Annotated in this window: 24 protein-coding genes; 10 read left to right on the top strand and 14 right to left on the bottom strand. The window is 72.0% G+C overall.

The window, feature by feature from the left end; all coding sequences use genetic code 11:
• Window positions 1-2: 2 nt before the first annotated feature.
• Window positions 3-383: an ArsR/SmtB family transcription factor gene (locus AA0005_RS16730; protein WP_413451230.1), complete on the top strand. Its 381-nt coding sequence runs from the start codon at window positions 3-5 to the stop codon at window positions 381-383.
• A 55-nt stretch (window positions 384-438) separates the two neighbouring features.
• Here the strand turns inward: AA0005_RS16730 and AA0005_RS16725 are convergent, their stop codons facing one another.
• The gene (locus AA0005_RS16725) at window positions 439-1,035 is read right to left on the bottom strand and encodes a D-alanyl-D-alanine carboxypeptidase family protein (protein WP_413451229.1); all 597 of its coding nucleotides are present in this window, start codon (window positions 1,033-1,035) and stop codon (window positions 439-441) included.
• A gap of 1,157 nt (window positions 1,036-2,192) precedes the next feature.
• On the opposite strand from AA0005_RS16725, the gene AA0005_RS16720 reads away from it, so the two are divergent.
• Window positions 2,193-2,906, top strand: coding sequence for a M23 family metallopeptidase (locus AA0005_RS16720; protein WP_413451228.1), 714 nt, complete (start codon window positions 2,193-2,195; stop codon window positions 2,904-2,906).
• A gap of 258 nt (window positions 2,907-3,164) precedes the next feature.
• On the opposite strand, the gene AA0005_RS16715 is transcribed toward AA0005_RS16720, so the two are convergent.
• Window positions 3,165-3,593: a hypothetical protein gene (locus AA0005_RS16715; RefSeq protein ID WP_413451227.1), complete on the bottom strand. Its 429-nt coding sequence runs from the start codon at window positions 3,591-3,593 to the stop codon at window positions 3,165-3,167.
• A gap of 1,137 nt (window positions 3,594-4,730) precedes the next feature.
• On the opposite strand from AA0005_RS16715, the gene AA0005_RS16710 reads away from it, so the two are divergent.
• Window positions 4,731-6,395: an MFS transporter gene (locus AA0005_RS16710; protein ID WP_413451226.1), complete on the top strand. Its 1,665-nt coding sequence runs from the start codon at window positions 4,731-4,733 to the stop codon at window positions 6,393-6,395.
• A complete protein-coding gene (locus AA0005_RS16705) occupies window positions 6,392-6,736 on the top strand; it encodes a DUF1801 domain-containing protein (protein WP_413451225.1) in 345 nt (114 codons plus the stop codon). The genes AA0005_RS16710 and AA0005_RS16705 overlap by 4 nt, the downstream gene beginning before the upstream one ends.
• Window positions 6,737-6,738: 2 nt before the next feature.
• Here AA0005_RS16705 and AA0005_RS16700 read toward each other — a convergent pair whose 3' ends face one another.
• Window positions 6,739-7,722, bottom strand: a complete 984-nt coding sequence (locus AA0005_RS16700) for an NAD(P)/FAD-dependent oxidoreductase (protein WP_413451224.1) — start codon at window positions 7,720-7,722, stop codon at window positions 6,739-6,741.
• 83 nt (window positions 7,723-7,805) lie between these two features.
• Here AA0005_RS16700 and AA0005_RS16695 point away from each other — a divergent pair, with 83 nt between their 5' ends.
• The 3 genes from AA0005_RS16695 to AA0005_RS16685 all read left to right on the top strand — a co-directional run bounded on the left by AA0005_RS16695 (window position 7,806) and on the right by AA0005_RS16685 (window position 12,132).
• Window positions 7,806-8,384 carry a helix-turn-helix domain-containing protein gene (locus AA0005_RS16695; RefSeq protein WP_413451223.1) on the top strand — a complete coding sequence of 193 codons (579 nt, stop codon included), beginning with the start codon at window positions 7,806-7,808 and terminating at the stop codon, window positions 8,382-8,384.
• Between the two features lie 55 nt (window positions 8,385-8,439).
• Window positions 8,440-10,356 (top strand): BCCT family transporter, encoded by a 1,917-nt coding sequence (locus AA0005_RS16690; protein ID WP_413451222.1) that lies wholly within the window; start codon window positions 8,440-8,442, stop codon window positions 10,354-10,356.
• A 144-nt stretch (window positions 10,357-10,500) separates the two neighbouring features.
• Window positions 10,501-12,132 (top strand): catalase, encoded by a 1,632-nt coding sequence (locus AA0005_RS16685; RefSeq protein ID WP_413451221.1) that lies wholly within the window; start codon window positions 10,501-10,503, stop codon window positions 12,130-12,132.
• Between the two features lie 53 nt (window positions 12,133-12,185).
• On the opposite strand, the gene AA0005_RS16680 is transcribed toward AA0005_RS16685, so the two are convergent.
• From AA0005_RS16680 to AA0005_RS16635, 10 genes are all read right to left on the bottom strand, one after another.
• A complete protein-coding gene (locus AA0005_RS16680; protein WP_413451220.1) occupies window positions 12,186-12,560 on the bottom strand; it encodes a PadR family transcriptional regulator in 375 nt (124 codons plus the stop codon).
• Window positions 12,557-13,597, bottom strand: coding sequence for a hypothetical protein (locus tag AA0005_RS16675; protein ID WP_413451219.1), 1,041 nt, complete (start codon window positions 13,595-13,597; stop codon window positions 12,557-12,559). The genes AA0005_RS16680 and AA0005_RS16675 overlap by 4 nt, the downstream gene beginning before the upstream one ends.
• A gap of 240 nt (window positions 13,598-13,837) precedes the next feature.
• Complete coding sequence (locus AA0005_RS16670) at window positions 13,838-14,851, bottom strand: cation diffusion facilitator family transporter (protein WP_413451218.1); 1,014 nt, start codon at window positions 14,849-14,851, stop codon at window positions 13,838-13,840.
• Window positions 14,848-15,321, bottom strand: coding sequence for a transporter substrate-binding domain-containing protein (locus AA0005_RS16665; protein WP_413451217.1), 474 nt, complete (start codon window positions 15,319-15,321; stop codon window positions 14,848-14,850). The genes AA0005_RS16670 and AA0005_RS16665 overlap by 4 nt, the downstream gene beginning before the upstream one ends.
• Before the next feature lie 50 nt (window positions 15,322-15,371).
• Entirely contained in the window at window positions 15,372-15,959 is a 588-nt protein-coding gene (locus AA0005_RS16660; protein ID WP_413451216.1) for a tetratricopeptide repeat protein, read from the bottom strand.
• Between the two features lie 116 nt (window positions 15,960-16,075).
• Window positions 16,076-16,594 carry a mycothiol transferase gene (locus tag AA0005_RS16655; protein WP_413451215.1) on the bottom strand — a complete coding sequence of 173 codons (519 nt, stop codon included), beginning with the start codon at window positions 16,592-16,594 and terminating at the stop codon, window positions 16,076-16,078.
• The gene (locus AA0005_RS16650) at window positions 16,591-17,514 is read right to left on the bottom strand and encodes an ABC transporter substrate-binding protein (RefSeq protein ID WP_413451214.1); all 924 of its coding nucleotides are present in this window, start codon (window positions 17,512-17,514) and stop codon (window positions 16,591-16,593) included. Before AA0005_RS16650 ends, AA0005_RS16655 begins: the two co-directional genes overlap by 4 nt.
• Window positions 17,511-18,209 (bottom strand): ABC transporter permease, encoded by a 699-nt coding sequence (locus tag AA0005_RS16645; RefSeq protein WP_413451213.1) that lies wholly within the window; start codon window positions 18,207-18,209, stop codon window positions 17,511-17,513. Before AA0005_RS16645 ends, AA0005_RS16650 begins: the two co-directional genes overlap by 4 nt.
• Window positions 18,206-18,889 carry an ABC transporter permease gene (locus tag AA0005_RS16640; protein ID WP_413451212.1) on the bottom strand — a complete coding sequence of 228 codons (684 nt, stop codon included), beginning with the start codon at window positions 18,887-18,889 and terminating at the stop codon, window positions 18,206-18,208. Before AA0005_RS16640 ends, AA0005_RS16645 begins: the two co-directional genes overlap by 4 nt.
• Complete coding sequence (locus AA0005_RS16635) at window positions 18,889-19,698, bottom strand: ABC transporter ATP-binding protein (protein WP_413451211.1); 810 nt, start codon at window positions 19,696-19,698, stop codon at window positions 18,889-18,891. The genes AA0005_RS16640 and AA0005_RS16635 overlap by 1 nt, the downstream gene beginning before the upstream one ends.
• Before the next feature lie 165 nt (window positions 19,699-19,863).
• Here AA0005_RS16635 and AA0005_RS16630 point away from each other — a divergent pair, with 165 nt between their 5' ends.
• From AA0005_RS16630 to AA0005_RS16620, 3 genes are all read left to right on the top strand, one after another.
• Window positions 19,864-21,288: a dihydrolipoyl dehydrogenase family protein gene (locus AA0005_RS16630; RefSeq protein ID WP_413451210.1), complete on the top strand. Its 1,425-nt coding sequence runs from the start codon at window positions 19,864-19,866 to the stop codon at window positions 21,286-21,288.
• A 119-nt stretch (window positions 21,289-21,407) separates the two neighbouring features.
• A complete protein-coding gene (locus AA0005_RS16625) occupies window positions 21,408-22,766 on the top strand; it encodes an alpha-amylase family protein (RefSeq protein ID WP_413451209.1) in 1,359 nt (452 codons plus the stop codon).
• A 97-nt stretch (window positions 22,767-22,863) separates the two neighbouring features.
• Window positions 22,864-23,175, top strand: a complete 312-nt coding sequence (locus AA0005_RS16620; RefSeq protein ID WP_413451208.1) for a DUF952 domain-containing protein — start codon at window positions 22,864-22,866, stop codon at window positions 23,173-23,175.
• Window positions 23,176-23,289: 114 nt separating this feature from the next.
• Here AA0005_RS16620 and AA0005_RS16615 read toward each other — a convergent pair whose 3' ends face one another.
• Window positions 23,290-24,579 carry a D-arabinono-1,4-lactone oxidase gene (locus AA0005_RS16615; protein WP_413451207.1) on the bottom strand — a complete coding sequence of 430 codons (1,290 nt, stop codon included), beginning with the start codon at window positions 24,577-24,579 and terminating at the stop codon, window positions 23,290-23,292.
• Window positions 24,580-24,596: the final 17 nt, after the last annotated feature.

Here is a 24,596-nt window from a genome sequence, read left to right as displayed (position 1 = left end):
GTGTGCACGATGAGCTGGTACGCCCCGTTCCCGACGACGAGCATGCGCAGATCGCCGCTGACACCTTCCGCATGCTCTCTGACCCGACGCGGGTGAAGATCTTGTGGGCGGTCTTCCAGAGCGAGGCAAACGTCAACTCCCTGGCGGAGACTGTGGGGGCCGCACCGGCCGCGGTGAGCCAGCACCTGGCCAAGCTGCGGCTAGCCGGCCTGGTCCGGACACGACGCGAGGGCACCTTCATCTACTACTCGGCCACCGACGCCCACGTCCACCGCCTGCTGGCCGAGTCCCTATCCCACGCCGAACATGTCACCGGCGCCGCCGCCGGGGCCGACTCCCACAGCTACCGAGCGCAGGCAGCGGCCAGCTCAGTGTCCGGATAGGCATGCCTTTCCACGACCGACGCGTCGGGCGAGCACGCCCGAATGCGCCGTCAGGTCAGGAGGGTTGGAACGCCCAGTGCCAGGGTTCGCGCGGGGTGTCCTCGACGAACCCAAACCGTGCGGCGTTTGTGCGCATCCAGGCTTGCGCCGAGGCGTCCAGGTCGAGATCCACCGCCATTCCCCAGCCGTGCTGGCTGGTGCCCGGCTTGGCGCCCAGGCCGCCCTGCGAGTACAGGCCCTTGCGCCGGACGACGTCGACTTGCACGTCGTAGGAGCGGTAGGAGTCGGTGACGCGGATGGTCACGCCGTCGGCCGCCGCTGCGGACAGGAGCTTCTCGAACGACTGGGCGGCTGGTGCCCACAGTCTGTGGCCGGTGTCGCCCACCGGTTCGAGAGCGTCACGCGGGATGCGGCCGTTGCCGTACGCGGCGAGATCGACCGGCACGCCGTCGGCGTTGACCCGGACCCCGGAGCGTCCGAGGGGCGAGGCTCCTGGGGCCACAGTCGGGGCGGTGTCAGCGACGGCGCTGGCGAGGACCTCGGAGAATGCGGTGGCAGAGCCTGCGGGTGGCTGCACGCGGGGGGCCGAGAGCGAGCCGAGGGTCGCCTCGATCTGCGCCATGCGATGAGAGATGGCCAGGATCCCGTCCACCGATACTCCTTTCGTCGTCCACTGCGTCCTATCGGCCTGTCTTCGCCTCTCGTTAGCGAGAACCGCCGCCCTCCACTCTCACCTCGTGGACATGTGATGTGCGCGCACCGGCGACGTCCCGCTTGAACTGACCTGGTGGATGCGGTTGTTGGAGCGCGCGGGAGCTGGCTCGGCTAGGTGCGGTGCCGTTGGAACAACACGCCTGAAGCCTCCAAATCCCAGCGGACCCCGAAGTGGCGGCGGCCATACACTGAGAACCGTCAGGGTTTCCGCGTTCGAGTCACGATGGCGGGGCCCTTCTCTGCGGCAATTGGCGCAGCGAGTCAGGAGCGCGGGGCGCCGGTGATCTCCGCGCGGCAGCGCGGGGAGGGAGTGTCCACCGCGCCACGGGGCTTCTTCACCTACGGTGCGGAGCCGTTCAACAGCTTCATCGACCTCTGGAACCAGCCGCGCCAGACTGTGGGCGGTTGTGCCAAGGACGCTGCCTACCGCTCGCCGAAAGCCAGCGGTAGGTAGCTATATGCATCTCCGCATGCAGTACTTGAGCGGTCATCATGACCGCTCACCTGCCCCCGCTGGCGGGGTGCGATGCCGCCCAAGGCTGCTCATCCTCACTGCGAGTGTAAGAAGTCTGTAAGCCCATGCGCTCACACAGGAGGTCCAGGGTGGGCACTGGTCGAACGAGCCCGGTGCCCAGGTGTTGAGGGGCGACAGACCGTGGTGATTCATGAAGGTTCAATGAAGAGACCAGGTGCTTGTCGCTTCGCGGACCAAACTGAACGTAGCGTGGTCCTCAGACCGAATGGTCCCTGAGATCTTGCCCGGCCTTCTGCGGCCGTGCTGTATCCGCAGAAGGAGCCTCCTTGAGCGTGCCTCACGTGCCACCGCAGGGATTGCGGCCTACTCGCCGTGAATTGCGCCAGGCGACCGGAGGAGCGGACGCCCTTGAGCGGGTGATCGCCGCAGGGGTGGTGAAGCATCCGCGCAGGCGGGACCTGCGCAGTGGTCCCCACGCGGTCCGGGCGCAACCCGTCAGCTCCCAACCGTCACAGCAGATCCGTAGGAAAGACCTGCGCACTAGTCCCCGATCTCGTGGGCGGCGACGTGCGCTCACACTTGTCTCGGCTTTCGGGGCCGTGGCGCTCCTGGCTGCTCCGGTGAGCGTGTCATCCCCCCAGGCCGAGGTCATGTCCGTCCCCGTTGTCGTGCCCGCGGAGACAAGTGCCTTGGAGGCCCTTCTCGGTGCAGCAGAGCGTTTCGAGTTGGAGTCGGCCAGCGCCACTTCGGCAATCCTTGACCGGCCCGCCGAAAGAGAGATGGCGTCAGCGATCCGAGCCTCTCGTGCCGCGGAACGGTCACAGCTTGCAGTGGACGGCAGCGCTAGCGCCAATGGCATGGCCGCGGCGCTAGTGCCTGCACGCCAAAAGGTCGTCATGCCCTTGGCCGAAGGCAGTTACCGGATCACCTCGAGGTACGGCACGCGGCAGAACCCGTTCGGCGGAGCCGCGCAGTTCCATTACGGCGTCGACCTGGCAGCCCCCCTGGACACCCCTATCCACGCCGTGGCCGACGGCGTCGTGACCTATGTCGGGGAGGGGCGCGCCGGGAGGTCGAGCATGCTCATCATCATCGAGCACGAGATCGAGGATCAGACGGTCTACACCTGGTACAACCACATGTACGCCTCTGGCCTGTACGTCGAGCCAGGGCAAGCCGTGGAAGCCGGCCAGGTGATCGCCGGGGTGGGAAGTAACGGGAACTCCACCGGCCCGCACCTGCATCTTGAGGTCCACACCGACGACCAGCTCACCACGGTGAACCCGCTCAACTGGCTTCAAGAACACGAAGCTGTAGACGTCGGCGAGCTCTAGCCCGCCCAGCCCGGATGGAACGAGCCTCAAGACCAGTCTGGCTCGAACTCCAACCGGACCCCGGAACCGGGCCTCCGGGCCGGTCCGCGTCGCCACGCCGGTGGTCCCATCAGTTCGCTGTAGCCGGCGTCGACGCCGCGCACGACGGTTCAGGTGATGTGGCGCAACCTCCACGTCGGTGACCCATGCGATGTCGGTGGCTGCTGGGACCCTCCGGACATGAACGACAGCGACGTCAGACACACCCTGCAGGTCCCATCACGGGACGGTGAGCTCTACTGGGCGGTCACCGACGGCCCAAACTGGACGGCGACCATTCGTGTGCCGGAAGGCGTTCAGGAACTGCAGCGGAATGTGCGCCGGGGTGACGTCACTCTCCACTGCACCACGCACGTCGGTGGCGGCGGCGGCCGTCTCCTCGTGGTCGCCGGGCGAGAGCGCGTGCACCACTTCCGCCACGGACGCGGCGCCGTCTACGCCCTGCGTGCCACCGTCGCGAGTGACAGGTACACCCGCCTGGACATCCAGAACCGTCTTCAAGCCTGGCTCACGTTGCAGGACTTGGAGTCTCGGCGTGAACTGAGCCTCGATAGCTACAGCCGTGTCGACGTGTGGGTGCAGGACACCCGGCAGGTGCTCGAGGTCCAGCTCAGCGACCTCACCGAGACCGCGTGGGAGGACAGGCATGTGCGCTACTCCCACCTCGCGGCAAGGTGTGGTGGCTCAACGGGACTGCGACCCGTGCAGTCCTCGTCCGGCAAGTTGAGGAGGACGGTTACGCGGTTCTCGTGCGTCGCCACGGCCAGGGTGTCGGGCTCGGCGTGGAGGACTGCACCGGCCAGCGGCACTGGGCGCCGCTGCGGAACTGGGTGATGTAGTCCGACGGCCCGCAACAAGCCGTGATCGATGAGGCGGTCGCCCGTCCGGAGGTGAAACGGGCCGAGGACGCCGAGGAGACCAGTCGGGCCGAGGAAGAACGGGCTAGGCGAGCCGAGGAGGAACGGGCTGCCCTGGCGCTCACAGCCGCGAAGCGAGCGAGGGCGGCCGACGCGGGCTGGCGGACCTGGGAGGCACCCCAGGCTGAGGACGTACCACTGCGCGGGGCCGATGAGTGATCGCGCCTCTACGGCGACTTCGAGGCCTACCTGGGCCGGCGATCGTCGGCCCGGCGTCGCGGGTCCTTGGTTTGTTGCTCTCGGTGGTCGGCTGAGCTAAGAGGTGGTGCCATCGTCTTGCCCGTTGTGCTGGCGCGGCGACGTGCGCGTGCGGCGCGCTTCAGTAGCGCCCCGAGCGAAGCTGCGACCTGTCCGCCGGAGCGAACGAGTGGTTCCACGCGAGATTCCACGCGAGGGCCGATTCCGCGAGTGTTCCACGGGCCTCTGACCCACCGTGGACGACGATTGCCAACTGGCGGCGACCGCCCGGGCTGAGCCCCGGACAAGGCCAGGATCGTTGATATGCTGCGGTTCGGCAGGTCAGCCACGCATGAACGGCTGACAGACCAGAGGATTCCGCGGAGCGCCAAATACTGCGAACCCCTCCGAGAAGGTCGGGGGTTCGAATCCCCCTAGCTCCACCCCGAGAAGGCCGCTGATCCGCACGAAAGTGCGGTCAGCGGCCTTCTGCGTGCTCGAGGCAGCAGCCGACGTTAGAAGGAACTCGCTCGCAGCCACAGGCGCGGCGGGACCTTCGTCCCGTAAGGTCGACGACGGCTCACGAGCCGCAACGACGCATCGATGACACGACACGCGAGGTGCTGCACAGCCACTTCTGACACGGCACGGTCGACCGCGTGTCCCCGTCATCCACCGTCAGGAGCACCTCTTGTCCTCCCGTGCCCAGGGCACCTCGCGCGCCGCGATCGGCATGATCGCCGTGGCCGCCGCGGCGGCCTTTCTCGCCACCTTCAACGAGACCTTCCTCAACGTCGCGCTCACGCCGATCATGCTCGACTCCGGCGTCGACGTGCCCGTCGTGCAGTGGCTCGCCACCGGCTACCTGCTCGTCGCCGCCGTCTTCGTGCCGGTCGCCAACGTGCTGTACCACCGCTTCCGCACCCGGCCGCTGTTCGTCGCCGCCGTCGCGCTCCTCGTCATCGGCTCCGTCGTCGGCGCCCTGGCCCCGAGCTTCGGCGTCCTGCTCGCCGGCCGCCTCCTTCAGGCGGCGGGCACCGGCCTCCTCACCCCGATCGGCATGAACATCACCCTGGCGGTGGCCCCGCGCGAGAAGCTCGGCCTCGCCATGGGCATCATGGCGGCGATGACGACGCTCGGCCCCTCGCTGGCGATCGTCGTCTCCGGTGCGCTGCTCGCCGTCGTCCCGTGGACCACCCTGCTGTGGGTCTTCGGCGCGATGTCGTTCGCCGTCCTCGTCGCGGGCGCGGTGCTCCTGCGCAACGTCGCCGAGCTCGGTCGCCCCGTGCTCGACGTTCTGTCCTTCCTCCTCGTCGCCGTCGGCCTCGTCGGCCTGCTCTACGGAATCTCGACCGCCTTCGAGGGATCGGCGCCCGTCGCCGCGGCCGCCGCGGTGGTCGGCGTCCTCGCGCTCGTGGCCTTCGTCGTGCGCCAGAACCGCATCGAGCACCCGCTGCTCAACCTGCGGCCCTTCCGCAGCACGCCCTTCGTCCTGGGCGTCTCCATGACGATGCTCGGCCTGTTCTTCGTCTTCGCGATGAACGTCGTCATCCCGATCTTCCTCCAGTCGGCCAAGGGCCAGGACCCGCTGGGCGCCTCGCTCACGCTGGCACCGGGCATCCTTCTCACCGTCGTCCTCGGCCCGATCGTCGGCCGGCTCTTCGACCGGCACGGCGGCCGTCTCATGATCCCGGCCGGCTTCGCGATCATGGCCGTCTTCGCCGCCCTCGTCGGCGTCGTCGCAGGCCACGACTCGGTGCTGCTCCTGGCCGCGCTCTACGTGCCCGCCGTCCTCGCGACGGCGCTCGTCATCGGCCCCTCGCAGACCTTCGCGCTGTCCAGCCTCGACCGGGAGAGCAGCCCGCACGGCGTCACCGTCGTCGCGACGAGCTTCCAGGTCGCCGGGTGCCTGGGCACCTCCCTCGCCATCGGCGTCTACAACGCCGTGACCACCCGCGGCCTCGACGGCGGTGCGGAGCTGCTCGGGGCCTCGACCTCCGGCTTCCGTGGGGCGGCCGCGCTTGTGGCGCTCGCCTCCGTCGTCGGCGTCGTCCTCGCCGTCGCCGCGGGCCGCGCCGCCCGGACGGCCCGTGCCGCCCGCGCCGCCGCGGAGGCCCGCGAGCCGGGTCACGCCGTCGTCGACCTCATGAAGACGGACGTGTACGCGCTGAGCAGGGGTCGCCGAGTGGCGACCCGCCCGCTTCGTCGTCGCCCCTGGTGGGGTCTGGTGCCCCCGCCGCGTGCGGTCCTACGCTCGAAGCCCCGAACGAGGAGGGCCGAGCGGTGGACGACGCACCGAGGCTGCTGTCAGGAGGGAACCCGCAGATCCCGAAGGGAGAGGGTGAGGAGCCCGTGAGGGCGTACCTCGCCGCCATGCCCGGTTGGAAGCGTGCGGTGGGTGAGCAGCTGGACCGGATCATCACCGAGACCGTGCCCGGCGTGAGCAAGGCCGTGAAGTGGAACCAGCCGCTCTACGGCACGGAGCCCGGCAGCTGGTTCCTCACCTTCCGCTGCTTCGACCGGTACGTGAAGGTGACGTTCTACCGGGGCACGTCCCTCGACCCGGTCCCGGCCGAGGAGTCCAAGCACCCCGAGCAGCGCCACCACCACATCCACGAGGGTGAGTCGCCGGAGGGCGACCGGACCTTCGCGGCGTGGGTGCGCCAGGCGAGCAAGCTGCCCGGCGAGAAGCTCTGACCTCACACCGACGCGCCCCGGAGGGCGACCGCAGCGTCAGCGTCGGACGCCACGAGGTGGGCGTTGATGTGCGCACCGGCCATCGCGCCAGCCGCGGCCGAGGCCCCCACCTGCGCCATCGGGTCGGTGACGTTCCCGGCCACCCACACCCCCGACACCTCGGCCGTGCCCGCCATGCCCGAGACGACGCGCCGCCCCGTCCCACCTGGCAGGTCCTCGACCGGCAGGGCGAGCGACTCCAGGCCGTCGAGGCGCGGCAGGAGGGTCGTCCCCACGGCCAGGACACGTCGGCCCACCATCTCCCCACCGGCAAGAACGACACCGGCGATAGTCCCATCGGTGTCCGCGATCACCTCGGTGACGGGCTCCTCGACGACGCGGACGGCCAGCGCCTCGAGCCGGGCGCGAGCCTCGCGGTCGAGCTCGGTCCCGCGGGTGAAGTAGACGAGGTCGTCGGTGAGCTGGCGGAAGAGCAGCGCCTGGTGCACCGACGCCGGCCCGATCGCGAGCACCCCGATCGGCTCGTCGCGCACCTCCCAGCCGTGGCAGTAGGGGCAGTGGACGACGCCGCGTCCCCAGTGCTCCGCCAGCCCGGGGATGTCCGGAAGGACGTCGCGCGTGCCGGTCGCGACGAGGAGGCGGCGCGCCGTCAGCTCCCGGCCGTCCGTGAGCGTGACGGCGAACCGCAGGTCGCCGTCGGGTGACGGCGCAGCAGGTGCCGCCGTCGCGACCGTGCCGGTGACGACGGAGCCGCCGTAGCGGCGCACCTCGTCCCGGCCACGACGGTAGAGCTCCGTCGGCGGCGTGCCGTCGTGGCCCAGCAGCCCGTGGACCGCCGCGGCGGGCGCGTTGCGGGGGCTCCCGGCATCAACGACGACGACGGAGCGGCGCGAGCGGGCGAGCATGAGCGCCCCGTTCAGCCCGGCGGCACCGCCGCCGATGACGACGGCGTCCACGGTGGTGCTCGGGAGGGTGTCGGCGGACATGGCGGTTCTCCTTCGGTGGGCCCCGGCTGGGCCCTCGGCACGACGGTAGGCACCCGTTGCGTCACGGGCATAGCATCATGCGTATGACGCAAGAGATCGGTGCCGTCGAGAGCCTCGTGCGCAAGCGCGTGCGCGCCCTGCGCCTCGCACACGGCTGGTCCCTCGACGAGCTGGCACGGAGAGCCACCCTCAGTGCGTCCACGCTGTCGCGCATCGAGAGCGGTCAGCGCCGTCTCGCCCTGGACCAGCTCGTCGCGCTGGCCCGCGCCCTCGACACGACCATCGACCAGCTCGTGGCCAGCGACGTCGAGGATGTCGTCGTCAGCCCGGTCGTCGACGCCCACGGCTGGCGGCGCTGGCCCGTGCGCGCCCAGCCGGGGCTCAGCGTCGTGCGGCAACGGCTCACCACACCGCCGGACCCCGCCCGGATGCGCGCCCACGCCGGCCAGGAGTGGCTCGTCGTCCTGTCCGGCACCGCCGTCCTCCTGCTCGGGGAGCGGCGCTACCGGCTCGAGCCGGACCAGGCGGCGGAGTTCCCGACGATGCTGCCTCACTCGATCGGCGCCGAGCGTGGCCCCGTCGAGCTCCTGGCGATCTTCGACCGCGACGCCCGCCGCGACCACCAGCGCGCCGCCGCCGACCGCGCCGCGACGCCCCACTGAGGCGCAGGTCACCTGCGGGGGCGGGCGGCTCCGCGCCGGTCTACTCTCCCGGGACATGACCGACGACGGGACCTCCACGCGGCGAGGCGCGACGCGCCGCCCCGCACAGACCACCGACCGCGGCGAGGGACCCGGCCAGCGGGTGCGCCGCGCGATCCGCAACGCCGCCTCCGAGCCGGCCTTCGGCATCCACCCCGGCCTCGTGCCCGGCATCAGCGTCGAGCAGACCGGGGTGCGTTTCCCCACGCGTCGCAGCGTCTTCGTCGTCGCCCTCCTCGTCACGCTCGCCGTGCTCACCTGGGCGATCGTCGCCCCCGACCACCTCAACGAGGTCGGCACGAGCATGCAGAGCTGGGTCGTGGCACGCTTCGGCTGGCTGTTCAACGCGACCGTCGTCGCCACCGTCGTCTTCATGCTCGTCGTCGGCTTCGGGCCCACCGGCCGCATCCGCCTCGGTGCGGACGACAGCACGCCCGAGTACTCGACGACGTCGTGGATCTCCATGCTCTTCGCCGCCGGCCTGGGCATCGGGCTCATCTTCTACGGGCCCCTCGAGCCGCTGAGCCACTTCCTCACCCCGCCGCCGTGGACCGACGCGCAGGCCGCCACCCAGGACGCCGTCCTCCCGGCGATGACCGACGCCTTCCTCCACCAGGCGAGCTTCGCGTGGTGCATCTACGCGCTCGTCGGCGGAGCGCTGGCCTACGCCGCCTACCGCCGCGGCCGCCTGCCGCTCATCTCCTCGCTCTTCGAGCCGGTCTTCCCCGACGGCAACAACCGCGTCCTCGGCAAGGTCATCGACATCTTCGCCGTCCTCGTCACGCTCTTCGGCACCGCGACCTCCCTCGGCATCGGCGCCCTGCAGATCCGCACCGGCACCTCGATCGTCACCGGGCAGGAGCTCGGCAACACCTTCGTCGTCGTCGTCATCAGCGTCCTCACGGTCGTCTTCACCTTCTCCGCCGTCGCCGGCATCAAGAAGGGGATCCGGCTGCTGTCCAACGCGAACATGACCCTCGTCGTCGCGCTCGCCCTCTTCGCGCTCGTCGCCGGGCCGACCGTCTTCCTCCTCGACCTCTTCCCGGCCGCGCTCATCTCCTTCGTCGGCAACCTGCCGGACATGCTCACCGTCTTCGCCAGCCAGGGGCAGACCGAGCAGGACTACCTCACCGCGTGGACGACGCTCTACTGGGCGTGGTGGATCTCGTGGTCGCCCTTCGTCGGGATGTTCATCGCCAAAATCTCCAAGGGCCGCTCGCTGCGCCAGTTCGTCACCGTCGTCGTCTTCGTCCCCTCGGCGATCTCCCTCGCGTGGTTCACGATCTTCGGCGGCAACGCGATGTGGATGGACCTCAACGGGCAGGACATGACCGTCGAGGGAGCAGGGGAGAACGTCATGTTCGACCTCCTCGCCAACCTCCCGCTCAGCCCGGTCGCGTGGATCGTCTGCCTCGTCGCGATCATCATCTTCTTCGTCACGGCGGCGGACTCGGCGAGCAACGTCATGGGCTCGATGTCCCAGTCGGGGCGGCCGGTGCCGTCCAAGGCGGTGACGATCGTGTGGGCCGCGGCGCTCGGTCTCATCGCCATGTTCCTGCTGCTCGCGGGCGGCCGCAACGCGCTGTCGGGCCTGCAGTCGATCATGGTGACCTGCGCGCTGCCCTTCGTCGTCATCCTCGTCGGGATCATGGTGTCCTGGGCGCTGGACCTGCGCCACGACCCGCTGATGATCCGCCGCCGCTACGCCTACGCCGCCATCCGCCAGGGCGTGCGGCGCGGCATCGACGAGCACGGCGACGACTTCGTCTTCGGCACTGACTTCGTCGAGGAGGAGGGCGCCGGCGCCGACTTCGAGAGCGACAACCCCGCCCTCACCCAGTGGTACACCGACACCGCCCTCCAGGAGGTCGAGGAGGAGCTTCCCGACGGCGTCACCGAGCGCCGCCGCGACGACGACGACGACGCAACCTAGCCGCCGTCGTCGCCGTCCCGCCGCGCGTGCCCGGACCGCCCGTGACAGCCTGGACGGACACGTCCGTACAGCTTGGGGGCAGGCGAGACCGGACCGCGCGGGAGCACCCGTGTGCCGCGGCTCGGACCCCGGAAGGGAACGACGATGACCGACGAGCGCGAGGAGCTCACCACCCGCCAGGGACACCCGGTGGCCAACAACCAGCAGGCGAGGACGGTGGGCTCCCGGGGCCCGGCGACGCTCGAGAACTACCAGTTCCTCGAGAAGATCTCCCACTTCGACCGGGAGCGGATCCCCGAGCGCGTGGTGCACGCCCGCGGCAAGGTGGCCTTCGGCTACTTCGAGGCCACCGGGCAGTGGGGCGACGAGCCGATCGCGAGGTACACGCGCGCCAAGCTCTTCCAGGAGGCCGGCAAGCGCACGCCGCTGGCCATCCGCTTCTCCACCGTCATCGGTGGCCGCGACTCCTCGGAGACCTCCCGCGACCCGCGCGGCTTCGCGATCAAGTTCTACACCGAGGACGGCAACTGGGACCTCGTCGGCAACAACCTCGGGATCTTCTTCATCCGTGACGCCATCAAGTTCCCCGACGTCATCCACTCCCTCAAGCCGGACCCGGTGACCTTCCGGCAGGACCCGGCCCGCATCTTCGACTTCATGTCCCAAACGCCCGAGTCGATGCACATGATCGTCAACCTCTTCTCCCCACGCGGGATCCCGGCGACCTACCGCCACCAGCAGGGTTTCGGCGTCAACACCTACCGCTGGGTCAACGCCCAGGGGGAGAGCTTCCTCGTCAAGTACCACTGGATGCCGCACCAGGGCGTGCGCTCCCTCACGGAGGAGGACGCCGCCGCGATCCAGGCCCACGACACCGGGCACGCGTCGCACGACCTGCACCAGGCCATCGACCGCGGCGACTACCCCAAGTGGGACCTGCTCGTGCAGCTCATGCCGGACGGTGAGCACCCCGAGCTGAATTTCGACCCGCTCGACGACACCAAGGTGTGGCCCGAGAACGAGTTCCCGCCGCGCAAGGTCGGCACGATGGTGCTCGACGAGAACATCACCGACCACCACACCCAGAACGAGCAGATCGCCTTCGGCACCGGCGTCCTCGTCGACGGCCTGGAGTTCTCCGACGACAAGATGCTCGTCGGGCGGACCTTCTCGTACTCCGACACCCAGCGCTACCGGGTGGGCTCGAACTACCTGCAGCTCCCGGTCAACGCGCCCCGGGTGCCGGTGCGCACCAACCAGCGCGACGGGCAGATGGCCTTCCACCAGGACCCCACGGGCAACCCACACGTCAACTACGAGCCCTCCCACGACGGCGGGCTGCGCGAGTCGACCATCCACGCGCGGGAGGAGGAGGTCGGCCCCGAGATCCACGGCCGCCTCACCCGTGCGCAGCTGGAGCGCACCAACGACTACGAGCAGCCGGGCCAGCGCTTCCAGCTCATGGAGGAGTGGGAGCAGGACGACCTCGTGAAGAACTTCGTCGACAACATCGGCCAGGCCTCCCGCGGGGTCCAGGAGCGCATGGTGTGGCACCTCTTCATGTGCGACGACGAGCTGGGCCGGCGCGTCGGCGAGGGGCTCGGCATCACCGCCGACGACGTCCGCCACCTCGAGCCGCTGCCGCACCAGCGGCTGACCGAGGAGGAGCTCGAGCGGGCCCGCAACCTCGGCAACAACGGCCCGCGTGACGTCACCGGGCTGCAGATGACGCACACGGTGCCGAACGAGCGGGGGCTGCCGACCGAGGCGGCGTAGCGGTCATCGGGCCCGGGGTGCGTCGTGCGCCCCGGGCCCGATGCGTGGCTCGCTCAGTCCCGGACGGGGGCGACGGCCGCCGGAGGCGTCTCGCAGGAGGGCGCCCCCAGCAGGGCCCCGACCGCGGCCGCGAAGGGGGCCCACTCGTCCTGCATCCGCGCCAGGCGCTCGCGTCCGGCGTGGGTGATCTCGAAGACCTTGCGGCCCGGCCCGCCCTGCCCCTCTCGCCACACCGAGGTGACCGCTCCCTCGGTCTCGAGGCGGTTGAGGACGGGGTAGAGGGTGCCGCCCTTGACGGGGCCGATGCCGGCCTGCTGCAGGTGCTGGGCCACGGCGTACCCGTGCGCGCTGCCCTGGGCCAGCGTTGCCAGCACGCAGGTCGACAGCAGGCCGCGCTGCCACTCCCGGAACAGCTCGGCCTCGCTCATGAGGCCGCCCCCGCCTCGTGGCGGTCGCGCAGGTGCCGGCGCCAGGCGAGCACGGCGACGACGACGAAGAAGATCACCGCGGCCGTCCGCCACAGCACGTGCCCGGTCTCTGCGCCGTCCCACAGGAGCACGGGGGTCAGCACGACCCACGTCGCGGCAACCAGCGTGGCGGCCCAGGCCGCGAAGCGTCGTCGGGCGCGGTGCGGCTGGGGTGAGCCGTCCATCAGCTGCAGGGCGTACACCTGCGGCGATCCGAGCACGTCCTGCGGGTGCGCCGTGGCGCTCTCCTGCCAGACGGTGCGCGCCTCGGTCACGTAGTCCGCGGCGGCAGCGCGGGTGAGGTAGTAGCGGCCGCGGAGCAGCTCGCCGAGCTGCGTGAACCACGCCTCCGCGGGGACGTCCTGAGTGGTCGGCCGAGGGGTGGGCGTGGGGATGGCCCACCCGATGACGAACAGGACCCCGTAGACGAGCGCGGGCACGAGGGTGGGCACCTGGCCCAGCGGCGGGCGGTCCTGGAGGACGACGGCGACGGCGGTTCCGGCACCGAGGACGGCGAGGGTTGTCGCCACGAGCGACCAGCTGCGCCGCAACCGGCCGGCGCTGCGCGCCAGCACCGCACCCACCGCGGCGCCGAGAGCGACGCTGCCGGCGACGAGCAGGACGACCTGCCAGGGTGAGGTCTCCACGTACCAGCCGTGGGTGAGCATGAGCACGACCGCCAGCACGCCGCCGGTGAAGCCCACCGCCAGGAGCATCCCCTGGAGCTGCTCCGCGGGCGCGATGCCGTCCATGTCGACGGTCGCGCGCTCCTCCTCCGAGATCCGCTCGGCGGCCACCTCGGCGGCGTAGGACTCGGCGTCACCGAAGAGCTCCTCCGCCGGGAGGCCGGACTCGGCGCAGGCCTGCTGCGCCTCGGCCAGTACCTGGTCGATGAGTGGCCGAGTGGCGGCGGGGTGGGAGACCGCCAGGCGCCAGCGCACTGCGTCCCCCCACCGCTGGTCGTCGGCCGTGGCCCAGTCGCTGTCGGTGCGTGTCATGGCTCCTTGTCCCTCCCGCGGCCGAGGCCGCGTCCGTGACGCCACGGGCGGCGTCGTGCACTGATCGTGCCATCGACTAGTCGAAAACGCAACTAGTTGGGACGGTGACCACGGGGACGGCGAGCCGCGCCCCGACGCCGCGTTCGCCGAGGCCGCGGGTGGTGACGGGCTGCGTGCCGTCGGGCACTGGCTCGCCGCCGCCATCGGCCCGCCTAGGCCCGGCGCCGCTGCGGCCGTGCGTCAGCGGGAGGCGTCGTGGTCGCCGGACGCGGCCTTCTCCTCCGCGACGGACGGCAGCAGCTGCTCGGGCAGCTCCGCGACGGGGACGAGGACCATGTCGTCGATCTTCCAGTCGAGCTCGACGACGGCGCGGCGGGCCTCGTCGAGCTCGTCAAGCGTCGGGGTGTGCCCCTCGACGGGCACGACGAAGGACTCGACGTGGAAGACGTGGCCCTGGTCGCGGACCCGGGAGCGTGCCGTGGCCACCCAGGGCACGGTCTTGAGGCGGTCGTCGATCTGCCCCACGAGCGGGTGCGGGTCGTGGCCGTCGTAGGTCTCGGCGCGCGCGTCCATGAGGGCGCTGATCGCGGCGCGCATGTTCGTCACGCCGTCGTACAGGATGCTGCCCGAGATGAAGAGGGCCGCGACGGCGTCGGCCCACCACAGGCCCAGGCCGATACCGATGATGCCGAGGATCGCGCCGACCGCCGTCATCCAGTCCGCCTTGTTCATGTCGGCGTCGGCGTACAGGACGCGGTCGTGCAGGCTCTTGGCGAGCGGCATCTTCGCCCGGCCCAGCAGCACGGGCGGGACGGCGGTGTAGGCGAGCACCGCGATCATCAGCCAGCCCGACCACACGACCTGCCCGCCGATCTCCATCAGCCCGACCGGTGGGTGCTCGGCCTTGACGAGGCTCGACCCGGAGTCGAAGACGAGGAAGGCGCCCATGGCGAGCAGCGCCGTCGCCGCCACGAGGTGCCCGATGCCCACGGCCCGGTGGTAGCCGTAGGGGTGCTCGGGCGTGGGCCGCTTGCGCGTGCGGCGCACCGCGACGAGGAAGGCGATCGGCGGGATGAAGGACAGCAGGTCCTCCGCCCACGCCGCCTTCATCGCCTGGGAGCTGCCCATCGCGAAGTAGACGGCGGTCACCGCGGTGACGAGGAAGGCGATCGTCACCCACGCCAGGCGGACCGCGCGGCGCAGGTGGGCCTCCTGCTCCTCCGGGAGCTCGGTCTGACCGAAGGTCGTCCTCACAGGTCCGCCTCCAGGAGGAAGCCCTCGAGCTCGACGAGGAAGGCGTTCTCCCCCATCGGGGTGGCCATGACGTGGAGCTCCTTGGCGCCGTCTGGACCGGTCGTCTCGGTGTACCGGTAGGTGAGGGCCGCCTTGTCCGCCCACGGGGACTGCGCGGTCAGCCCGCCGATGACGAGGTCGAGCTCGCCGCGCTCGAGCTGGCCGATGAGCTCCTCCTCGCCGCCCGCGGCCCACTGGACCTCGGCGTCGATCGTGGCGGCGAAGCCCCCGACGAGCTCCACCTCGGTGCCGGCGGGCTCGCCGTCCGGCCCGTCCGGCAGGTCGGTCCACGGTGGGCTGGGGGAGACGCCCACGCGCAGGATCCCGCCGCTCACCCGGTCGAGCGTGCCGTCCGGGTCGGTCGGGATCGTGGTCGAACAGGCGGTCACTGTCAGCAGGAGTGCTGCGCCGCCGGCGATCGTCTTTCTCACGTCGACAGTCAACCCCGTTCCGGTGGGTCCGCAACCGACGGCGGCGGGCGTCAGAGCGGCGGGTGCTCCTCCTGGGCGCGGTCCAGCCGCTCGTCCATCCCGATGCCCACGAGGTCGTAGTGGTCGGGCTCCTGGCCGGCGCGCTCGCGGATCCGCCAGCGCATGAGGCAGAGCATGGCGAAGTCCGTGTCGGAGAAGCCCGGCCCCTCCTCGTGGACGCCGATCCCGCGCGTCACCCACCCGAGCGCTCGGCGGTCGTCGCCGTGGTCGGCCCACACGTCGGCCATGTACTCGTAGGTGGCGGCGTCGCTCGGGCGGCTCCTGCGCAGCTCGGTGTCCAGCGCGAGCGCCTCCTCGCTGTCCCCGCGCTCGAGGAGCAGCGCCATGAGGTGGGAGCGCGGGTCGAGCTCGCTGAAGCCCTCCGCCCGGGCCGCCCGCCGGTAGACGGCCTCGGCGGCCTCCGGGTCCCCGGCCAGCTCGAGCTGCTCCCCGGCCGCGGTGAGGAGCTCGCGCGGGGAGAGCTCGTCGCGGGGGTGGGGCGCGTCGCCCCACTCGATGAGCTGCTCGGCGATGCTCCGGTGGTCGCGGGTGGCGAACTCGAGCTCGTCGACGGCGTCCTCGGTGATCGGTGAGCGCATGGCCCCGAGTCTAGGGAGCGCAACGCCGCCACAGCATCGTGTGGGTTTCGGCTTCGTGGAGAACTCGAAACCCGCACGATCCGCGAGCGGCCCTGGACGACGGCCCGGGGAGCCGCTCAGCCCGCCGTGCGCGTCCGCTCGAGCACCCCGCGGACGAAGGCGGCCTGCCCGGCGTGCTCGAGGCAGTCGTCGACGACGCTCACCAGGCGCACACCGAGGGTGACCGGCGGGTCCCAGCTCTCGTCGACCACCCGGTCGAGGTCCTCGTCGCGCAGCCCGCGGATGAACTCGAGGGTGCGCTCGTGGACGGCGTCGTAGTAGGCGAGGACGAGCTCGGGCCCGAAGCCGCGCACCTGCCCGACCTCCTCGGCACTGTGCCCGTAGCCGATGCCGGTGACGGGCAGGTCGAAGCGCCCCTCCCACCCCTCGGCGGTCCACAGCTCCTCCCGGCCGGCGACGTCGGCGACGTGGTCGTCCTGCACCCGGGTGAGGTGCCACAGGAGCCAGCCGATCGAGTTGGCCTCCGGGTCCAGGCGCTCGGCGAGCACCTCGGCGGTCAGCCCCTCCCCGGCGCGGTGGACGGCCTCCTGCACGCGCGAGTACGCGTCGAGGAGCAGGTCGGTAGCGGCACTCATGACGTTCCTCCCAGCAGGCCTTGCTCGGTGAGCCAGTCGGTGGCGATGGTCGCGGAGTCGAGCTGCTCCCCGACGCTGCGCGCGTTGAGCGCGATGAGCTCCTCGGTGGTGAGCGCGGCACTCACCGGGTCGAGCAGCGGCGCGAGCTCCTCGGCGAGGTCCGCGGCCACGAGCGGCACGACGTTCTGCGCGAGGATCATGCTCTCCGGGTCCTCGAGGGTGACGAAGTCGCCCGAGGCGAGGTCCGGGTCGGCGGTGTAGATGTCGCCCATCGTGATCGTGCCGTCGCGGATCGCGTCCTTGGTCAGCGGGCCGCCGCTGTCCCCGATCGCGACGAAGCCGACCTCGACGCCGTAGAACTCGCGCAGGCCCTCGGGCCCGTAGGGGCGGCTCTCCAGCTCGGCGTTGCCGCCGATGGTGATCTCACCGTCGAAGTCGGCGAGGTCGGCGAGGCTCGTGATGCCGTTCTCCGCGGAGAACTCGGCGCTCACGTTGTAGGAGTCGGCGTCCTGCGCCTCGGCGTACTCGAGGACCGCCAGGCCCTCGGGCAGCACCTCGGGCAGGGCGGCGGCGACGTCCTCCGAGCTCCGCGCCTGCGTCTCGGCGTCGTAGAACTGGAGGAGGTTGCCGGTGTACTCGGGCAGCACGTCGACCTCCCCGCCCTCGAGGGCCTGGAGGTAGACGTCGCGCTGGCCGATCTGGAACTGGCGGGTGACCTCCCGACCGGCGTCCTCGAGCACCTGGGCGTAGATCTCGGCGACGATCTCGTTGGAGTAGTAGGCCTGCGAGCCGACGACGACGGCACCTGGGTCAGCCGTCGTCGTCCCCTCGTCCGAGGGCTCGGCGAGCGGGTCGTCAGAGCCGCAGGCGGCGAGCGTGAGCGCGGCTGTCGCGAGCAGCGCCAAGCGGGTGGTCCTCATGGGTGTCCTTCCGTCGACGTGCCGAGCCTGCCCTGTCCGCCCGCCGCGCGCACCGCGAACAGGGCGAGAACCGCGAAGACCGCGTCGACGACGACGGCGAGGGCGACGATCGCGATCGCCCCGCCGAGCATCTCGTCGTAGCGGCGCAGCGAGATCCCGCGCTGGACGTAGATCCCCAGCCCGCCGAGCCCGACGTAGGCGGCGAGCACCGCCGTCGCCACGACCTGGAGCGCGGCGCTGCGCAGTCCGCCGACGAGGAGCGGCAGGCCGAGCGGCGCCTCGACCCGCACGAGCACCTGCCACGGCGTCATCCCCATCGCCCGCGCGGACTCGGTGACCGCGCCGTCGACGTTCTCCACGCCCGCGTAGGTGCCGGCGAGGACGGAGGGGACGGCGAGGACGACGAAGACGACCGTCGCCGCGATCTCGGCGTCCCCGACGCCGACGAGGAGGGTGAGGACGGTGAGCAGGCCGAGGGACGGCAGTGCGCGGCCCGCGCCGGCCAGCGCGACCGCGAGCTGCCGTCCCCGCCCGGTGTGGCCGACGACGTAGCCGAGCGGGATCGCGACGAGCGCGGAGACGGCGAGGGCGAGGAGCGTGTAGAGGAGGTGCTGGCCCGCCCGGTCGAGGAGGGTCGTGCCGGTCCACTGCTCGGGTGCGGTGAGCCACGCCCACGCGTCGGCGAAGAGCCTCATCCCGCGCCGCCCGCGGTGAGCTGGAGGCGGCGGGTGGCGCGGGAGGCGCGCCGGCTCGTCCACGGCAGGAGGAGGCGCCCGAGGAGGACGAGGAGGAGGTCGAAGAGGAGGGCGATGAGGACGGTCGCGACGATGCCGGTGACGATCTCCGCGACGATCCCGCGCTGCAGGCCGTCCATGAAGAGGTAGCCGAGGCTGCGGATCCCGACGAGCACACCGACGGTCACGAGGCTCACCGTGCTCACCGCGACCACGCGCAGCCCGGCGAGCAGCACCGGGCCGGCGAGCGGCAGCTCCACCGCCCAGAAGCGGCCCCACGGCGAGTAGCCCAGCGCCGTCGCCGAGGAGCGGACGGCCGGGTCGACGGCGTCGAGCGCCTCGGTGACCGAGCGGGTCATGAGGGCGACGGCGTAGATCGTCAGCGCGATGACGACGTTGACCTCGGAGAGGAAGCTGATGCCCACGAGCGGGGGGACGAGGACGAACAGGGCGAGGGAGGGGATCGTGTAGAGGAGTCCGACGGACGCGAGGACCGGGCCGCGGGCGCGGCGCAGTCGCCAGGCGAGGACGCCCGGCGGGAGCGCGAGGACGAGGCCGAGGACGATGGGGACGACGCTGAGGCGCGCGTGCTGGACGGCGAGCTCGGCGACGAGCCCGGTGTTGGCGAGGAACCAGTCCATCAGTGGTCCAGCACCCCGGCGGGTCGGCCGTCGGCGTCGACGGCGATGCGCCGCCCGTCCCGCTCGACGACGGTGAGCCGCCGGCGTCCGCGGTCCGCGCCGATGAAGCTCGCGACGAAGTCGGAGGCCGGCGCCGCGAGGATCTCCGCGGGCGTGCCCTGCTGGGCGATCCGCCCGCCCCGCTCGAGGATGACGACCCGGTCGCCGAGCCGGAAGGCCTCGTCGATGTCGTGCGTGACGAAGACGACCGTCTTGGCGAGCTCGCGCTGCAGCCGCAGCAGCTCGTCCTGCAGCTCGGTGCGCACGATGGGGTCGACGGCCCCGAAGGGCTCGTCCATGAGGAGGATGTTCGGGTCGGTGGCCAGCGCCCGGGCCACCCCGACGCGCTGCTGCTGCCCGCCGGAGAGCTGGCGCGGGTAGCGGTGGGCGAGCTCGCGGTCCAGGCCCACGGTGTCCATGAGCTCCAGGCCGCGCTCGCGGGCCTGCGCCCGGGGCGTCTTGTTGAGGCGCAGCACGGTGATGACGTTGTCGAGGACCCGGCGGTGGGGGAGCAGCCCGGCGCTCTGCATGACGTAGCCGATGCCGCGGCGCAGCTGGACGGGGTCGCGCTCGCGGACGTCGGTGCCGTCGATCTCCACCGTGCCGGCGGTGGGGTCGACCATCCGGTTGATCATCCGCAGGATCGTCGTCTTGCCCGAGCCGGAGGATCCGACGAGGACGGTCGTGCGGCGGGCCGGGATGACGAGGTCGAGTCCGGAGACCGCGGCGGTGTCCCCGAAGCGCTTGGTCACCGAGCGGAACTCGATCATGGGGCTCCTCGGCCGGCTGCGTGGGACATGGGTCCGAGCGTAGAACGCGGGAGTCGGTCGGGCCGGGCGGTTGCGCCGCACGATCGCGGCGCGATCTCGGGGCGCGTCCCGCGGGCCGGGCGTAGGGTCGCAGACGCCACCGGAGCCCGCCGAGAGGGGAGCGAGATGTCCGAGAGTTACGACGTCGTCGTCATCGGGGCCGGGCCGGTCGGGGAGAACGTCGCCGACCGCGCGGTCCAGGGCGGGCTCACCGCCGTTGTCGTCGAGGACCGCCTCGTGGGCGGGGAGTGCTCGTACTGGGCGTGCATCCCGTCCAAGGCGCTGCTGCGGCCGGGGGAGGCGCGACGGGCCGCGCGCGACGTCGACGGCGCCCGGCAGGCCGTGACCGGTGACCTCGACGTGGGAGCGGTGCTCGCCCGCCGCAGCTCCTTCACGAGCGACTGGGACGACGCCGGCCAGCTGGAGTGGCTCGAGTCCGCCGGCATCGACCTCGTCCGCGGGCGCGGGCGGGTGAGCGGGGAACGGCAGGTCACCGTGACGACGCCCGACGGCGGGGAGCGGGTCCTCACCGCGCGGCACGCCGTCGCCGTGTGCACCGGCTCGCGGCCCGTCGTGCCCGACATCCCCGGCCTGCGAGATGCCCAGCCGTGGACCAACCGCGAGGCGCTCGAGACGGACCACGTGCCCGAGAGCCTGCTCGTCATCGGCGGGGGCGTCGTCGCGTCCGAGCTGGCCGGCGGCTTCGCCGACCTCGGTGCCCGCGTGACGATGCTCGTGCGCAGCGAGCTGCTCTCGGGCTACGAGCCCTTCGCGGGGGAGATGGTGGGCGCGGCCCTCGAGGAGCGCGGCGTCGAGATCCGCCGCGGCGTCTCGGCCGGCTCCGTGCGCGTCGTCGGCGACGAGCGGGAGGTCGAGTGCGACGACGGCTCCACCCTGCGCGTCGCCCAGATCCTCGTTGCCACCGGCCGCGAGCCGCAGCCGGACCTCGGCCTGGAGTCGGTGGGCCTCGAGGGCGGCTGGCTGCCCGTCGACGAGACCCTGCGCGTGCTCGACGGCGAGGGCGAGCCGGTCGAGTGGCTCTACGCCGTCGGCGACGCCAACCACCGCAGCCCGGTCACCCACCAGGGCAAGTACCAGGCCCGCGCCGCGGGGGACGTCATCGTGGCCCGGGCGCAGGGCCGACCCGTCGACGACGCCGCGTGGGGCGTGCACGCCGCGACCGCCGACCACCTTGCCCCGACGCAGGTCGTCTTCACCGACCCGCAGGTCGCCTCGGTGGGGATGACCGCCGCGGCGGCCGAGGACGCCGGGCTGGACGTGCGCGTCGTCGACCACGACCTCGGGGCGGTGTCCGGCGCAGCGATCCACGCCGACGGCTACACCGGGCGGGTGCGGATGGTCGTCGACGAGGAGCGCAAGGTCATCGTCGGGATGACCTTCGTCGGCCCGGGCGTCGCCGAGCTGCTCCACTCGGCGAGCATCGCCGTCGCCGGTGAGGTGCCGCTGGACAGGCTGTGGCACGCGGTGCCGGCCTTCCCCACGATGAGCGAGGTCTGGCTGCGCCTCCTCGAGTCCTACGGCCGCCCCTGACCGCCTCCTCCCACCGAGCGCGGAGTTGTCCCTCGCCCCTTCGCCGGGCGCGGCGGTCGTGCGTGCCGGGCGCCGGTGTGGGCATGATCAGGGCGACACGGATGAAGGAGTGGTGAGCGGTGACAGAGCCGGACTGGGTGGAGCACGCGGTGATCTGGCACCTGTACCCGTTGGGCTTCCTCGGTGCCGAGGCCACCCGCGCCGAGCACGCCGGGGAGGTCACCCACCGCCTGCCGGCGCTCGTCCCGTGGCTCGACCACGCCGTCGAGCTCGGTGCCTCCGCGATCCTCCTCGGCCCCGTCTTCGACTCCCTCACCCACGGCTACGACACCACCGACCACCTGCGCGTGGACCCCCGCCTCGGCGACGAGCAGGACCTCGTCAAGCTCTTCGAGGCCGCCCACGCGCGCGGCCTGCGCGTCCTGCTCGACGGCGTCTTCAACCACGTCGGCCAGGACTTCGCGATGTTCCGGCGGGCGCTCGCGGAGGGACCGGGGTCCGACGCCGCCCGCTGGTTCCGCCTCCACTGGCCCGACCCTGACGCACCCGACGGCGGCGGCACCCCTACCCACGACGACTTCGAGGGCCATTCCGCCCTCGTCGCGCTCAACCACGCCGAGCCCGCCGTCGCCGAGTACGTCGAGCACGTGCTGACGTACTGGCTCGACCGCGGCGCCGACGGCTGGCGCCTCGACGCCGCCTACGCCGTCCCGCCGTCGTTCTGGCGGCCGGTGCTCGGGCGGGTGCGCGAGCGCCACCCGGACGCGTACGTCGTCGGCGAGGTCATCCACGGCGACTACGCGGGGATCGTCGCGGAGTCCGGGATGGACGCGGTCACCCAGTACGAGCTGTGGAAGGCGGTGTGGAGCTCCCTCAACGACCGCAACGCCTGGGAGCTCGAGCACGCGCTGCGCCGCCATGCGGACTTCGCCCGGGCCTCCGTCCCGCAGACCTTCGTCGGCAACCACGACGTCACCCGGATCGCCAGCCGCCTCACCGACCCGCGGCACCTCGACCACGCCCTCGCCGTCCTGTTCACCGTCCCCGGCACCCCCTCGGTCTACGCCGGCGACGAGCACGGCTTCACCGGCGTCAAGGAGGACCGCGCCGGCGGCGACGACGCCGTGCGTCCCCCCTTCCCCGCCTCGCCCGCGGATCTCAGCCCGCTCGGCCGGCCCGTGTTCGAGCGCCACCAGGAGCTCATCGGCCTGCGCCGCCGCCACCCGTGGCTGCACCGCGCCGAGCTCGAGGTGCTCCACGTGAGCGACCCGCTCCTCGTCTACGCCGTGCGCAGCGGGGACGAGGCGCTCGTCGTCCTCCTCAGCACCGACGACGACGCCGTGCGCTGGGGCCTGCCCGCGGGCGTCCCGGCCGCCGGGGACGGTCCCGCCGCCGTGCTCGCCGGCACCGGCGCCATGGACGACGGCGGCCGCACTGTCGTCCTGCCCCCGCACGGCTGGGCCGTGGTGGGCTCCTGAACAACGTGCTGGATCCGGACTCCCAGGGAGTCCAGATCCTTCACGCTGAGTCACGGGCTCCCACCCAGCGGTCCCCGGGCAGCAGTACCGTCCCGCCATGACGACGATCTGGCACCTGGCCGAGCCCGCCGAGTGGGCGGCGGCGCAGGCAGCCGGCAGCTACCGGGGCTCCACGCGGGGCACCTCCCTCGAGCAGGTGGGGTACGTCCACTGCTCCTCCCCGCAGCAGCTGCCGGCCGTGGTCGCTGCCGTGTACGCCGACATGACCGCGGACCTCGTCGTCCTCGAGCTCGACCGCGACCTGCTGAAGGCCGCGGGCTCGCCGGTCCGCGACGGCCCGGAGACCCAGGCGATCCCGGCTCGGAGCCCTACCCGCACGTGTACGGGCCAGTGCCGGTGTCCGCTGTGACTCGCGTGCTGCCGGCGCGGGTGGAGCGCGGCCGGCTGTGCACCGAGGGCTCCTGAACAACGTGCTGGATCCGGACTCCCACGGAGTCCGAATCCTTCACGCTGATCGAGCGGCTCAGCCGACCCAGGTGCGGACGAAGGCGTTCGAGAACTTGCGCTGCGGGTCGTGCTGTCGCACGACGTCGAGGAAGTCGGCCCGCCGCGGGTAGAGCGAGCGCACCCGCTCGGGGTCGGCTCGGAACTGCTTGCCCCAGTGCGGCCGCCCGCCGAGCACGCCGAGCGCCGCGTCGATGACCGGCAGCACCGCACCCACCCGCTCGGCGTCCCGGACGAGGGTGAAGTGGACCGCGACGCAGGGCTGGTTGAACATCGGGCTGAGCCAGGCGGTGTCCGCCGCCACCGAGCGCACCTCGCACACCTGCACCAGCCCGGCGAGCGGCTCCGCCAGCTCGGCCAGGGCGCGCAGCGCCAGCCGGGCACTGTGCCGCGGCACGAGGTACTCGCACTGGATCTCCGCACCCGCGCTCGGCAGCTGGTCGGCGCGAAAGTGCGGCAGCCGGTCGCTCGCCGCGCCGGGGACGCCCTGCTGCGCGGTCGCGTTGCCGGGGTCGATCCCGGGGATCGGGTGTGCCTCCTCGGTGAAGGCCGGCGCACCGAGGACGTCGGCGGGCGCCGGGCCCTGCGCCGTCGTCCGCTTGACCCACACGCTCTCGAACTCTGCCGAGCGCAGCGTGGTGAAGCAGCTGACGGAGTAGCCGAGGCCGCTCACGTCGTCGAAGGCGTCCGCGAGCGCCGCGAAGCCGACCGGCCCGTAGACCGTCTGGGTCACCTCGAAGGCCGGGACGGTCTCCAGCGTCACCGCGTGGACGATCCCGAGTGCGCCGAGGGAGACGGTCGCGGCGTCGAAGGTGTCGCCGTCGACGTCGCGGTCCAGCGTCCGCAGGGCCCCGTCCGCGGCGACGAGCTCAAGGCGCGTCACGTCGGCCGCGAGCACCTGGTTGTCCACGCCGGAGCCGTGCGTCGCCGTCGCCACCGCGCCCGCGACGGCGATGTGCGGCAGCGAGGCGAAGTTGCGCAGCGTACGGCCGCGCTCCTCGAGGAAGAGCGCGAGGTCGGCGTACCGGGTGGCGGCGGACACGCGGACCCGGCCGGTGAGCGGGTCGAGCTCCGGCTCGGGACCGCTCGGCTCCTCCGCGCCGCGCAGCCGCGGGTGGCGGTAGGCGAGCCGCTCGAGGCTGACGAGCAACCCGTCGGAGTCGGCGAGGTCGTTGAAGGTGTGCCGGGTGCCCAGCGCCCGCACGTGCGCGGCGCCCGCGACGGCGTCGGCCGCCTCCTCCAGGGAGGCGGGCAGCACGAGCGCACCCCGGTAGACGTGGTTTCCCGCCCAGTTCATCGTCGTGGCCACGCCTGAGCCTCCCACGC

Source organism: Georgenia phoenicis, from assembly GCF_047302425.1.
Taxonomy (GTDB): Bacteria; Actinomycetota; Actinomycetes; order Actinomycetales; family Actinomycetaceae; genus Oceanitalea.
This window is presented reverse-complemented; position numbering and strand designations above follow the sequence as displayed.